Source organism: Microcystis sp. LE19-195.1E (genome assembly GCF_027532095.1).
Classification (GTDB): Bacteria; Cyanobacteriota; Cyanobacteriia; order Cyanobacteriales; family Microcystaceae; genus Microcystis; species Microcystis aeruginosa.
Genome location: NZ_JAPZSZ010000085.1, coordinates 1 through 13,109, shown reverse-complemented (window position 1 = coordinate 13,109; position 13,109 = coordinate 1). Strand labels below are relative to the sequence as shown.

The 13,109-nt window shown below is 43.5% G+C and carries 15 protein-coding genes and 1 pseudogene; 9 read left to right on the top strand and 7 right to left on the bottom strand.

Annotated features, from left to right (window positions below; translation table 11 throughout):
* The coding region (locus tag O9300_RS05290) for a photosynthetic reaction center family protein (RefSeq protein ID WP_502846389.1) at positions 1–559 on the bottom strand (559 nt) is incomplete at its 3' end.
* Positions 560–744: 185 nt separating this feature from the next.
* Here O9300_RS05290 and cynS point away from each other — a divergent pair.
* Positions 745–1,182 (top strand): cyanase, encoded by a 438-nt coding sequence (gene cynS, locus O9300_RS05285; RefSeq protein WP_012264521.1) that lies wholly within the window; start codon positions 745–747, stop codon positions 1,180–1,182.
* A gap of 342 nt (positions 1,183–1,524) precedes the next feature.
* Here cynS and O9300_RS05280 read toward each other — a convergent pair whose 3' ends face one another.
* Together O9300_RS05280 and O9300_RS05275 are read right to left on the bottom strand one after the other, a co-directional pair.
* Positions 1,525–3,336 carry a sodium:solute symporter family protein gene (locus O9300_RS05280; RefSeq protein ID WP_287970425.1) on the bottom strand — a complete coding sequence of 604 codons (1,812 nt, stop codon included), beginning with the start codon at positions 3,334–3,336 and terminating at the stop codon, positions 1,525–1,527.
* A gap of 43 nt (positions 3,337–3,379) precedes the next feature.
* The gene (locus tag O9300_RS05275; protein ID WP_004163447.1) at positions 3,380–3,748 is read right to left on the bottom strand and encodes a hypothetical protein; all 369 of its coding nucleotides are present in this window, start codon (positions 3,746–3,748) and stop codon (positions 3,380–3,382) included.
* 346 nt (positions 3,749–4,094) lie between these two features.
* On the opposite strand from O9300_RS05275, the gene O9300_RS05270 reads away from it, so the two are divergent.
* Positions 4,095–4,268 carry a hypothetical protein gene (locus tag O9300_RS05270; RefSeq protein WP_002791720.1) on the top strand — a complete coding sequence of 58 codons (174 nt, stop codon included), beginning with the start codon at positions 4,095–4,097 and terminating at the stop codon, positions 4,266–4,268.
* 11 nt (positions 4,269–4,279) lie between these two features.
* On the opposite strand, the pseudogene O9300_RS05265 reads toward O9300_RS05270, so the two are convergent.
* Positions 4,280–4,882, bottom strand: a pseudogene (locus tag O9300_RS05265) (chromophore lyase CpcT/CpeT).
* Between the two features lie 77 nt (positions 4,883–4,959).
* Positions 4,960–5,991 carry a cyanophycinase gene (locus O9300_RS05260; protein ID WP_190722004.1) on the bottom strand — a complete coding sequence of 344 codons (1,032 nt, stop codon included), beginning with the start codon at positions 5,989–5,991 and terminating at the stop codon, positions 4,960–4,962.
* A 220-nt stretch (positions 5,992–6,211) separates the two neighbouring features.
* Between O9300_RS05260 and O9300_RS05255 the strand changes: the two genes are divergently transcribed.
* Complete coding sequence (locus O9300_RS05255) at positions 6,212–7,360, top strand: substrate-binding domain-containing protein (RefSeq protein ID WP_287970424.1); 1,149 nt, start codon at positions 6,212–6,214, stop codon at positions 7,358–7,360.
* A gap of 386 nt (positions 7,361–7,746) precedes the next feature.
* On the opposite strand, the gene O9300_RS05250 is transcribed toward O9300_RS05255, so the two are convergent.
* Positions 7,747–8,976: a site-2 protease family protein gene (locus tag O9300_RS05250; protein ID WP_287970422.1), complete on the bottom strand. Its 1,230-nt coding sequence runs from the start codon at positions 8,974–8,976 to the stop codon at positions 7,747–7,749.
* A gap of 63 nt (positions 8,977–9,039) precedes the next feature.
* On the opposite strand from O9300_RS05250, the gene ruvA reads away from it, so the two are divergent.
* From ruvA to O9300_RS05225, 5 genes are all read left to right on the top strand, one after another.
* Positions 9,040–9,669, top strand: a complete 630-nt coding sequence (gene ruvA / locus O9300_RS05245; RefSeq protein ID WP_287970420.1) for a Holliday junction branch migration protein RuvA — start codon at positions 9,040–9,042, stop codon at positions 9,667–9,669.
* Complete coding sequence (locus tag O9300_RS05240; protein ID WP_287970418.1) at positions 9,657–9,809, top strand: hypothetical protein; 153 nt, start codon at positions 9,657–9,659, stop codon at positions 9,807–9,809. Before ruvA ends, O9300_RS05240 begins: the two co-directional genes overlap by 13 nt.
* Positions 9,810–9,993: 184 nt before the next feature.
* Positions 9,994–10,479, top strand: coding sequence for an allophycocyanin subunit alpha (apcA, locus tag O9300_RS05235; protein WP_002739012.1), 486 nt, complete (start codon positions 9,994–9,996; stop codon positions 10,477–10,479).
* A gap of 79 nt (positions 10,480–10,558) precedes the next feature.
* Positions 10,559–11,044, top strand: coding sequence for an allophycocyanin subunit beta (apcB, locus tag O9300_RS05230; RefSeq protein ID WP_002738786.1), 486 nt, complete (start codon positions 10,559–10,561; stop codon positions 11,042–11,044).
* A gap of 575 nt (positions 11,045–11,619) precedes the next feature.
* The gene (locus O9300_RS05225; RefSeq protein WP_002739162.1) at positions 11,620–11,823 is read left to right on the top strand and encodes a phycobilisome linker polypeptide; all 204 of its coding nucleotides are present in this window, start codon (positions 11,620–11,622) and stop codon (positions 11,821–11,823) included.
* Positions 11,824–11,875: 52 nt separating this feature from the next.
* Here O9300_RS05225 and msrB read toward each other — a convergent pair whose 3' ends face one another.
* Positions 11,876–12,292, bottom strand: coding sequence for a peptide-methionine (R)-S-oxide reductase MsrB (msrB, locus tag O9300_RS05220; protein ID WP_287730323.1), 417 nt, complete (start codon positions 12,290–12,292; stop codon positions 11,876–11,878).
* 179 nt (positions 12,293–12,471) lie between these two features.
* Between msrB and O9300_RS05215 the strand changes: the two genes are divergently transcribed.
* Positions 12,472–13,109, top strand: a 638-nt coding sequence (locus O9300_RS05215; RefSeq protein ID WP_502846388.1) for a photosynthetic reaction center family protein, incomplete at its 3' end; no start/stop codon positions are given.

The following is a 13,109-nucleotide window of genomic DNA, read 5'->3' as shown; positions in this document are numbered from 1 at the left end:
GGAACACGAACATAAAGTTGAAGGTTCCAGAGATTCCTAAAGGCATACCATCAGAGAAAGAACCTTGTCCGATGGGGTAGATTAAGAATACAGCAGTAGCGGCGGATACCGGTGCAGAGTAAGCTACACAAATCCAGGGACGCATTCCTAAACGGAAAGACAGTTCCCACTGACGACCGAGGTAGCAGAAGACACCTAGTAAGAAGTGGAAAATGACTAACTGGTAGGGTCCACCGTTGTATAACCACTCATCTAAGGAAGCTGCTTCCCAGATGGGGTAAAAGTGGAGTCCAATCGCGTTGGAGGAAGGAACAACTGCACCAGAGATGATGTTGTTTCCGTAGAGTAGAGAACCAGCTACAGGCTCGCGGATACCGTCGATATCTACAGGAGGAGCGGCGATAAAGGCGATGATGAAGCAGGTGGTGGCGGTGAGCAGGGTGGGGATCATGATCACACCGAACCAGCCGACATAAAGACGGTTGTTGGTGCTGGTGATCCACTGACAGAACTGCTCCCACAGGGAAGCGCTCTCGCGCTGTTGTAGAGTTGTAGTCATGGTTGGATAATTTCTGTATGTATTAGGTTGTCAAGGTTCGTTGTTTGACATGAGTTAATACTATCGGCTTTTTATAGTTATGTAAAGGGGTTTTAAGGAATATTTTTTTATCAATGTCATAACTTTTACTTATATAATTGATGTTCAGGTAAACTAGAAGCAGACAAATTCTGCAAAAATAAGCAATGATACCCGAAATTACCGCAAAACTATTGGAAGCGAAGAAGGAAAAAGGCCTGAGTTTCGCTGACCTAGAAGCGATTCTAGGACGAGATGAGGTGTGGATTGCCGCTGTTTTTTACCGGCAAGCGAGCGCCTCCCTAGAAGAAGCAACGAAAATTGTGGCAGCTTTGGGACTGGGAACCGAAATCGTCGCATCCTTAACCGAGTATCCTGTCAAGGGATTGGGTCCTGTTGTCCCCACCGACCCCCTGATTTATCGTTTCTACGAGATCATGCAGGTGTATGGAATGCCACTAAAATCGGTGATTCATGAAAAATTCGGCGATGGTATTATGAGTGCGATCGATTTTACCCTCGACGTGGATAAGGAGGAAGACCCTAAAGGCGATCGCGTTAAAATTACTATGTCGGGTAAGTTTTTACCCTATAAGAAGTGGTGAGTCCGGCCAAAGTCAACGGTAAGGGATTTCTATTCCTTGCCGCTCTTGCTATTTTTCTTAACAAAACTTAACAATTGACGGCAAAATTTTGCTTGCTTTTTTTGGCAGATTTTGGGAAAATATTTTTAAAACAGTTTACTAATAATGGAAATCTTAGCACTTAACCATAAACACAACAGTCCCATTATAATAAAATCATAACCCAAGCCGCCGCAAAAGTCAAGGGATCACTCCTAATTCAGTGCTCAGTAAAGTGAAAAGACAGTAGGAAACTGGCATTTGATCAGGCTCACTTAATCCATACTGCACACTTAAAAATCAAATCTGATAACTGATAACTGATTAACCTAAATCTCGGTCTTTAGTGACAGTAATTTCCTTAGATAAGTGGCGATACCAAGTAAAATAGAGACCGATGGAAAGTAAAAGAAAAACCAAAGCCAAAATCTTCAAACTTTGCCACTGCTTGATGATTAAAACAATCCCCATCATAAAGAGGACTAATTGCCAAGGAACGGTGAGAAAAGCGGCGATGATATCCCGTTGATTTTCCGCTTTAATTTTTGCCTGTAGGTTAGGTTTAACACTTTGACGGACTTCTCCCCAAAAGCCAAAAGGTCGGGTAACATTATAGAAATTTTCCATAACTAAAATATCGGTGGGAGGAGTTAACAAAGTAGCGATAATACAGCCAGCTAAAGCGAACAAACTCGGCACAAGAAAGAGAATAAGTTCCTGATATTGACTGTGACGAAAGAAAGGTAAAATTATCGCTTGTGAGGCAATAGCCGCAATCATTCCCGCTAAAGTTCCCACGGCAAAACCATAACCATTAAAGCGCCACCAATACCAACGTAATAGGAGAGGAACTGCTAATCCCACCCCTAATCCCGTGGTTAACCAACCCCAAATATCATTGACATTTTGGATATTAAAACTCAAAACTAAGCCAATTACGACCACAAAAACCGAGGCCAGACGACCTTGAAAAACTAACTCCTGTTCTCCCGCATTTGGTTTCAAAAAAGCTTGATAGATATCTTTGACCCAATAGGCAGCACTAGCGTTAATAACCGCATTAAAAGTGGACATAGCTGCCGCTAAAAAAGAAGCAATTAATAACCCTTTCATCCCCACAGGAATATATTGAGTAATCACCGTGGCCAGAATTCTTTCTGGATCTGTAATCGTGCCTTTAGTTAAACCATAGTGAATACCTAAAACCGCAAAAGCTGTGACTAGCGGCCAACGGAAAGAAAGCAGAATAATCCAGAATAAAGATAATAAACCGGCATCTCGATCGCTTTTGGCCGCTAGGTATCGTTGTAACATATAACCACCGCTGCCGCTGCAACCTTCGATGATGGTTTTAACTAAATAAAAGAAAATCACCCCACCAAACAAATTAAAGATGGCATAATCTCCGGGTAAATCCAAAGTCATCGAAGGAAAAATACTAGCCCAGTCGCTTAAATTCCAAGTTTTTGGCTCCGCTGCCCCCGGAATTGCTACCGTGAAACTATCAGGAAGATTGACAGTAAAAAAAGCCACTGTCGATACATAAATTACCGCCACAAAAATCAGAAATCCTTGAAATAAATCGGTAATTACCCCACCATAAAAACCACTGGCGACTGTATAAATTAACGTTAAAAGAATTAATATCACCGAAGCAAGACGATCATCCATACCCAGAAACTGCCCTAAAAATTTCCCCCCCGCAACGGAGAAATAACTCATCGCACCGATAGAGAATAAGAGAGTGGCGACGGCGCTAATAATTCGGGCAAAATTCCCCTGTTTTCCAGTTCCAAAGCGAAATTGCATCCATTCCGCCATGGTCATAACTTGGGCGCGGCGATTCCATTTGCCCATAAAAGCCATGAGAAAGGCCATAATTAGGACAACACCGCCGCGGATTTCGATAAATAATCCTTTGGGGCCGACGGCGTAAATTAGGGCAGAAATGACCATAGTTCCCGCTAAATCGGTGTTAGCCGCCATTCCCGACACCCCTAACATCCACCAGGGCAAATTGCGATTACCTAAAAAGTAGGATTCTAGACCTTGAGAAGCTTTTTTCTCGGCTATAATCCCGATTATTAGGGTTCCTGCCAGATAAAGCAGGATAATTACATAATCAATTAACTGCATAGTTGAGATTAATTTAACTTTCGATCGTTATAGCATCAATTGACTACGATTTCTGGCTAACGGTTTCTTTTTCTAAGATTTGCACCCGTTGCTCTAGCTTTTTTAAATCTTCCTTTAGTTCAATTACTAAAGTGGCTAAACGCTGGAACAGTGGGTCACTTTCCCCGACTACTTCCCCATTTACTATACCCGTTCCCGATCGCCGTTGGGGAATCGGAGCGGCATTTTCCCCGCGGATGGATATTCCTCGAATCTGACTTTCAAGGCGCTCGACTCGATTGCGGAGACTAATTAACTCCGATCTTACCGCCGTATCCGATTGTGCTTTGCTGGCATTAACAAAACTCAGTATTAGCAAAAGGGAGATAATCAGAGTTAAAAAGCCATAAAAAGAGATTTTAGCTAATTTCATCGATTTTACCTCCTATCTATCTTACCCAACTTAATAGACCTCCTGCAAAAGTAAGTTCTCGAGCCGCTATCGGGTCAAAATACCCAAAAAATAGATAAATTTGACATAATCTTAGGTTTTATGAATGGCATAGTTGTCTATTGTCTTTTTTCTCCTCCTGGCGACCGTCTCCTATCTCAGAGTCTCCTCACCTAAGGTCAGATTTTTGATTTTTGCAGGAGATCTAATGTTAAGAAACGTGGCTAAATCTAAAGCTTAATTGCAATTCCGCCCCCGGGTGATTAGTTGCTCAAAAGAGGATGATAAGGTAAAAAACACGATTTTGTCGAAATTTGGCCTTATCTCTATGTATAAAAACTCGGATAAAGATTTTCTCGGAGCGGCAATCACAGCCGGTTTAGGTGCGGGAATCGTCACTTCTTTTGCTGTCAATCAAGGACAAGACATCGGTACAGCTTTAGGAATTACCGCTTTAGCGGCTCTTTGCGGTGTCATCTGCCGTCATTTTGACCTAATGTGATGCAATCTTCCTCACACATCCAATTCTGCCGAAAAATCCCGTTTTTTCTCGTATTGATAGGGACCGAGCAGAGCGCCCCAAATTCCCTTACCAGTGCCGGGATCTAGGCCTTTATCGTAGGTTTTTAGGCTATGACTCGTCACCTCGAAACCTAAAGCCACCTGATAGGTTGTCCCCTCATAGGTGAATTGACAGCGCTGTTCCGGTTGCGGTTGGGCGATAAACTGGTATTGATTATCAGCGAGAGTATTGACTTTGACCGATAAAGTGCAGGTAGGCAGAAAAGTTAGGTCTTCTAAGCTAATTTTTCGCAAAATATCGGGATTTTTGCCCGCACCTTGCACGGATTTCAGGTCATTAAACATATAATGCCTAACCTCTAACCCTGCCGATTCCGATCACATTAATCGCCACAGTCGCGGTCGGTAGGGTTGGTCTAAATTGATTATACTGGCCTGTTCGGCAAAAAGAGCGATGCTGTCTTCCCGAAATAAAGGCAGCGGACGCAACCATAAACGCAGGTGAACGTACCACACCGGTTCCGCTTCTGCTTGCCGTTGATTTTCAAATTCACCTGCGAGATACCGACCAAAAGTGATTAATTCAGGGGTCATAGCTCAAAAAACTCTCCTTATTGCCTCAAAATTAATCATAACACCCATAGAAATCACTTTTTTGACAAAAATGACCTTCAGGCTAATGGAACCCGCTTAAACCCAGCTATTCCCCCTTTAGTGTACCAATATTCCCAGCGACCGCCAGCAGCACTAGACCAATCCTTGAGGTCAAATTTACCGCTGCCGGAGGGAGTTCCCGCGATGCGATAGACTTTCACCGCTTGACCGTTATTATTCCAGATTAAAGGCCGATCCGGCTCCATCTGTTCGGGTAGAGTCCCGTTAGTTTGCAGAAAATAGGCATCTTGTCCTTTATCGGTGCCGTTGCCGTAGACTTTGGCGATACCATGGTCATCGATCGCCAGAAAAGCACCTTCTTCTAAACCGATAGCGTAGGCGGGCAGTTGATTGTGATTATCGTGTACATTGCGGGCTAAAAAACCAAAAAGGCGACCATATCTTGTTTCGGGATGATCTTGATTGAGTCGATCCAAATGGGTATCTGTCACCACTTTTTTGAGAAAAGGAACCCGAATAAAATCACTCCGATAGAAGTCTTTGGTGTTGAAGTGAAAGGGATTATTTAATATTTCCGAACTCAGTACTCCTTCGTGAGTAGGCGCATAGTAAAAATCACCCAGAATAGCCATTCCTGCGCTGGTTCCCGCCACGGGAACTTTTTTCTCATTGATCAGATAATTGATCGCTGTTTCCACCTTTGTGCTTTCCCACAAATCCTCGTACTGATTTTGATCACCACCGGCAAAAAAAAGAATATCGGCATTACGAATATATTCGATAACATCAGGATTATTCGCCGCTTCACGACTATCAATTGATAGTTCCGCCGCCGAGTTGATCAGGTCGCGGTAATTGTCGCAAATCCAATCAGCTTGACCGCCAAGATCGCCAAAGCGCAACACTAAGTAATTACCGCCTTTAGCCCGATTCAATAACCATGTGGTCGCCTGATCTTCTCCTAATTTACCTCCTTCCGCTCCCCCGATTAATAAAATACCTGATCGATGTTTTACCGACTGAAAATTGGCTTGTCCACAACGACAAGAATAACGAAAATCTTGGTCATTGTCATTATTGTCTAACATAGTCTTATACCCTCGCTCCTTAGCTTACTCTTTCTATCCTAGCTTTAACTAGGACAAAATCAGAGTTTTCTACCATAAAAGTTAACAACAAAGCCGATCTATAGCTGAAATCGGTAGCGGCAAAACTCCCTAGTTTACATTCTGTTAAAAATCGTCCTATAATAATTTAAGGCTAGAAACTGGCAATTATTACTGTTGAAGTTGAAAATCGGCGGGCGATATGTTAAACAGACGTTCTTTTTTGCAAGGATTAGGTACAATCGCCTTAGCGGGAGGTTTAAGTGGCTGCGCTTCTGGAAGCGGCGAGCCGAGCATTTTTCTCCTATCTGGTTCGATTCCGCCGCGATTACTAACAGATTTTCGGAAAACTATTGCCGGAAAAAAAGTCAATTTTCAGTCGGAAAGGCAGCTGAAAGAGCTATTAAAATTGTTGGAAAAATGGTTAAAAAATCAGGAGCAACCAGCCTCACAATTTTCGAATTCTATTCCTTTTAGGGAACAAAACCCAGCGATCGGTAATTTAGTCACCCTAGGGGATGCTTGGCTAGGAAAAGCGATTACCAACGGCTTAATTCAACCCCTAGATACTTCTCAACTCTCTAATTGGTCAAAACTGCCCCTCCGTTGGCAAGAAAACATGACTCGCAATGCCCAAGGACAACCGCGAACAGAGGGAAAAGTCTGGGGTGCGCCCTACCGTTGGGGAATGACAGTAATTGCCTATAATGAGGAAAAATTCTCTCAATTTGACTGGCGACCGCAGGATTGGTCTGATCTATGGCGACCGGAATTAACCGGTAAAATTGCCCTAATTGATAATCGTCGCGAAGTCATCGGTTTAACCCTAAAAAAATTGGGTTATTCTTATAATTCTAGTGATTTAAAACAAGTAATGGGACTAAAAGACCAGCTATTCGCTTTACAAAAACAGGTAAGATTTTATAGTTATCAATATTATTTACAACCCCTGATACTCGGTGATGTCTGGCTATCTGTGGGTTGGTCTAATGATATTTTACCAGTGAGCGATCGCTATAAGAAAATTAAAGTTGTTGTCCCCAAATCCGGTACTTCTCTCTGGTCGGATGTGTGGGTAAAACCAGTTTTAACTACTCCTAATTCTCTTGTCGAGCAATGGATTGATTTTTGTTGGCAACCAGAATCCGCTACTAAAATTTCTTTATTTACCTCCGGATTATCACCCCTAATTCTCACTGAAAATCCCGACCAAATTTCCCCAGATATTAAAAATAATCCTTTACTTGTCAATCCGGAAGCGATCAAAAAAAGCGATTTTTTAAACCCTTTATCGCCAGAAACCGAGCGAGAATACGAGCAATTGTGGCAAGCAATGCGACAGTCAGTATAGTCAGGAGATACTAGACAAAATTCTGCGAGTCGGAAACTTAACACTGATAACTCATAAATTATACTTTCCTGAAAACCATTTGTATATAAGGTATAAAATGCTCGCATTAATTACAAGACTAATAAATTCAGAATATCTGTTTGCTTGTAAATTTGATGATGATCCTCCGAGCATTGGTTGTATATGGTTATTAACTTCTGGAGCAATTAAAGTTACATTAAGCGGCGACAACAAGGATAAATCCTAACAGATAGCGATTAGACTGATTCATCAATATTGAGGTGAAAATTACATTTACCTAACTGATTCTAGCTGATAACTGATAATTGATAATTGATAACTGCTCACTGATAACTGATAAATGATAACTGATAACTGCTCACTGATTAAGCGGTTTGACTTTGGGTTTCTTGGGCGAGAAAAGTAAGGATAGAAGCTTTCTCAATTAATCCCAAAACCCTGCCGTTTTCTTCTACCACTGTCACTTGAGCTAAATTTTCTCCTTCCAAAATTTTCACCACATCTAGGAGGGAAGTATTAGACAAAACCAGTTTGAGACTTTCGCTAGTTTGTAATAACCGGCCGATATTTACCTCTGTCCATTGGGAAGTGGGAATCGTTTTCAGATCCTCTACATTAATCACCCCTAATAGTTTACCTTCGCTATCGGTAACTAGGAATTTAGACCATTGTTGTTTACCGATAACATAATTATTAGCAAACTCGCGCAGGGTTAAATTAATCGGCACTACAGGACTATTAGGAGAGATAACATCTTTAGCACTGTAGCGACTTAGGAAATCTTGCACCTTAGCTGATTGAGCGGAAAAGCCAGCATTTTGTAGGAGGAAAATGCCAATTAATAGCGTCCAAAAACTGCCAAATTGACTGATTCCGAGAATTGATAGCGCACCGATGACAATCGCTAACCAACCAAAAAATTGACCGAAACGACTAGCGAATAAAACACCTTTATTGGGATTACCCGTTACTTGCCAAACGATAGCTTTAAGGATATTACCACCATCTAAAGGTAAACCGGGGATCAGGTTAAATAGCCCTAGGGCGAGGTTGATATAGGCAAGCAGAGAAAGAATCGCCGCCATGGGCGCATTTAAACTAATATTGGAACCAATAATTAGGAAGATACCGAAGAGCAGTAAACTAACTAAAGGGCCAGCAATTGCTACTAGAAAAGCTTCTAGAGGAGTTTTCGATTCTCTGCCGAGAGTTGCCAACCCACCGAATAAAAAGAGGGTAATTGATTTAACTTCAATCCCTTGGGCGATGGCAACAAAACTATGACCTAATTCGTGGGCAACCACGGAGGCAAATAGGAGAATAGCGGCAAAAAATCCCAAGAGCCAGGGCATAATTCCCGTCAACTGGGGAAACTGACTTAAATCTCGCCCATAGGTTAAGGTAATTAACCCCAGAACAAAGAACCAAGAAGGATTAATATAAAAGGGAATTCCAAAGAGATTCCCGACTCTAATGTTGCCATTCATTTTGTATCTTCTCCAATTATGGGGGACTAACGCCAAGAAAATTAGGTTATCAATTACGCCATTCACTTCTGTTAACAATTGTAACAAAAATGAAAATCTCCCCTGCATTCCTTCAGGGAGTAAAAACCGTCATCACTGTTGTTCGGTTATTTTCGTAGGAGAATTAAATCAATGATTAATTATTTACGGGGACAAGCGATCGAGGTGATCAAAACCCCCAATAACCGACTGATCTTGATTTTAGACGTAAACCAGATCGGTTACGAAATCCAAATTCCCTCGCGATTAGCCCTAGACATCGACAAAGATAACAATGATAGTCGTCAGATTTTTACTCACCTACTCCTTCGCGAGGAGCAGCCTTTATTGTACGGTTTCGGCACCGCCCCAGAGCGAGATCTGTTTCGTCAACTGCTTTCCGTCAATGGGGTTGGGGCGCAATTAGCCCTAGCTTTAATCGATACCTTGGGGATTGAGGAACTTTTGGTGGCGATAGTGACAGGAAATACCAAAATTTTGAGCAAAACCCCCGGAGTCGGCTTAAAAACAGCAGAGAGAATCGCTTTAGAGTTAAAAACTAAATTGGCAGCATGGCGACAGCTAAAAGAAGCGACGACGACAGCCACAGCAATACTACCAGCAGCGGAAATCCTTGAAGATGTGCAGATGACCCTTTTAGCTTTAGGATACAGCCAGGAGGAGATCGATCGAGCTATGGCAGTCCTCAGTCAAGATGCTTTATTTAGTAAAAATACTCAGCCGGAAGACTGGATTAAAGGGGCAATTAATTGGCTAGGTTAAATCAGTCGTCGGTCGTCGGTCGTCGGTCGTCAGGAGATTATTTTTATTTATTCTCCCCACACCCCACACCCCACACCCCACACCCCACACCCCACACCCCACACCCCACTCCGGTGATCCTTTCTCAGGGCAAATGTTAAAAAGTATTACGAAAATAGTGAGAAGGTGAACCAGATGCCGCAAAATAGTTGCGTTAGGTCGCTCTAGCTAGGGAAGTCTTGAGACGCTGAGGCGGAAACGAGATAACTTGAGCGTAGTGACCACAACTGCTATAAAATGTCAGATTAAGTTTATTAATCTCACTTAGTTGGGAGGAATCCATCAATGAGTATCGTCACGAAATCGATCGTGAATGCTGATGCTGAAGCTCGTTACCTCAGCCCCGGCGAACTAGACAGAATTAAAGCCTTCGTTGGCAGTGGTGCCGCTCGTTTACGCATCGCCGAAACCCTGACCGGCGCTCGCGAAACCATCGTCAAACAAGCTGGCGATCGCTTATTCCAAAAACGTCCTGACATCGTTTCCCCCGGTGGCAACGCTTACGGCGAAGAAATGACCGCTACCTGTCTGCGTGACATGGACTACTACCTACGTTTAATCACCTACGGAGTAGTTGCTGGTGATGTCACCCCGATTGAAGAAATCGGTTTGGTCGGTGTGCGTGAAATGTACAAATCTTTAGGAACCGACATCGGTGCCGTAGCTCAAAGCGTTCGCGAAATGAAAGAAGTTGCTACTGGTCTTATGTCTTCTGACGATGCTTCTGAAGCTTCTTCCTACTTCGATTACGTGATCGGCTCTATGTCCTAGAATAATTCCTTTGTGAATTGTTCTAGACACACCCCTCGTAAACCTCTTAAGATTAAGCAAAACCCAAGGAAGAACCACCATGCAAGACGCAATTACTTCTGTTATCAACTCTGCTGACGTTCAAGGCAAATACCTTGACGCTTCTGCTCTCGGCAAACTGAAAGGCTACTTCGCCACCGGTGAACTGCGCGTGCGCGCCGCTAGTGTCATTAGCGCCAACGCTGCTGGTATCGTTAAGGAAGCTGTGGCTAAGTCCCTGTTATACTCTGACGTAACCCGTCCCGGTGGCAATATGTACACCACCCGTCGTTACGCCGCTTGTATCCGTGACCTCGACTACTATCTCCGTTATGCTACCTACGCTATGTTAGCTGGAGATCCTTCTATCCTCGACGAGCGCGTTCTCAACGGCCTGAAAGAAACCTACAACTCTTTAGGTGTACCCATCTCCTCCACTGTTCAAGCTATCCAAGCGATGAAAGAAGTCACCGCTAGTTTAGTCGGTGCTGATGCGGGTAAAGAAATGGGGATTTACTTCGACTACATTAGCTCTGGCTTAAGCTAGAAATAACGAACTCGGACAAAATAGGGTTCGGGAAGCCGAGGATGAGTGCTAGGTCTTTAAAGGCTGAATCTGTCCAAGATAGGTTTTGACGAGCTAGTATTGATCCTTGACTCCCGACCTTTGTTATCGAAAATTTGGGTTGAAAACCCTGCCCCTTTTAGGGCGGCTTTGTGTTAAAATCTTACTGGTCTAAAAAACCCGCCCTATCATAGATACGACCGAATAAATATACTAGGTTGAAATTCCTGCAACGGGTTGACGATGAGTAAGGGGAAGCTGACGGCCGCTGGGAACTCCATGCTAGAGGCAAAACATACCCTGTGTCGGTATGTATAAACCAAAATTAAATCAGTCGCCGAAGGGCATTCGGAGACTTTAAATGGACGGGTCGAAAGTGTCAGACTTAAGCAATTAAGCGTTTTTCGGTGAAGCGTCAACCCCATTGACGCGACCACCCTAAAAAGGTGGCGTGGTGAGGAATCACCGTCCGTTTACGGCGGTGAGGATGTCAATTTAGGAAAAAGCCTTCGTTAGTTTGAGCGACAAGTTTTTCAGCGATTAGGAGAAATCAATCCATGCGGATGTTCAAAATCACCGCTTGTGTTCCAAGTCAAAGCCGCATTCGGACACAACGGGAATTACAAAATACCTATTTCACCAAACTCGTTCCCTACGATAATTGGTTTCGTGAGCAACAACGCATCATGAAAATGGGCGGCAAAATTGTCAAAGTGCAGTTAGCTACCGGCAAACCTGGAACTAATACAGGTTTACTGTAATTGGCTGCCACTGGAACTTAAAAAAAGAGGTCTTTCCAGACCTCTTTTTGCTTTAGGGATTTTTTTCAAACTGCAAAGCGGCAGAGTTGAGACAATAGCGTTTTCCCGTCGGGGGTGGACCATCATTAAAAACGTGACCGAGATGAGCATCACAGGCGGCACAAACAATCTCTGTCCGCACCATGAAAAAACTAACATCTCGTTCGTACTTAATATTAGCCTCGTTAGTAGCGGTCCAGAAACTCGGCCAACCAGTACCCGAATCATACTTGCTGTCAGAAGTAAATAACTCCGTACCACAGCAGACACATTTGTAAATACCTTTTTCTTTATTATCGTGATATTTACCCGTAAAAGCCCGTTCTGTTCCCTTTTTGCGAGTAACTTGGAACTGTTCGGGAGTTAGCTGGTCCTGCCATTCCGCCTCGGTTTTACGAACTTTTTCTACCATAGTCATGACAACCGCCATTATGATTAAATTTCTCTTTTTAGTCTAACCTGAGTTCGAGATCTAGGGTTTTTCATAACCTCAGCTTATCAATGGTATAAGTAACAATAGTTTCAAACCCCTTTACAAACCGTTACAAACTCTCTAAGATAGAGACATCATCAATCGTACCTCGATAACTTAATAGGAATCATAAACCAATGACCACCACTCTACAACAGCGCGAGAGCGCTTCCCTGTGGGAGCAGTTCTGCCAGTGGATCACCAGCACCAACAACCGTTTATACATCGGTTGGTTCGGTGTCATCATGATCCCCACCCTGCTCACCGCCACCACCTGCTTCATCATCGCCTTTATCGCCGCTCCTCCTGTAGATATCGACGGTATCCGCGAGCCTGTAGCTGGTTCCCTACTCTACGGAAACAACATCATCTCCGGTGCGGTTGTTCCCTCTTCCAACGCGATTGGACTCCACTTTTACCCCATCTGGGAAGCTGCTTCCTTAGATGAGTGGTTATACAACGGTGGTCCCTACCAGTTAGTCATTTTCCACTTCTTACTAGGTGTCTTCTGCTACCTCGGTCGTCAGTGGGAACTGTCTTTCCGTTTAGGAATGCGTCCTTGGATTTGTGTAGCTTACTCTGCACCTGTATCCGCCGCTACTGCTGTATTCTTAATCTACCCCATCGGACAAGGTTCTTTCTCTGATGGTATGCCTTTAGGAATCTCTGGAACCTTCAACTTTATGTTCGTGTTCCAAGCAGAACATAACATCCTGATGCACCCCTTCCATATGTTAGGTGTTGCTGGTGTGTTCGGCGGTTCCTTGTTCAGTGC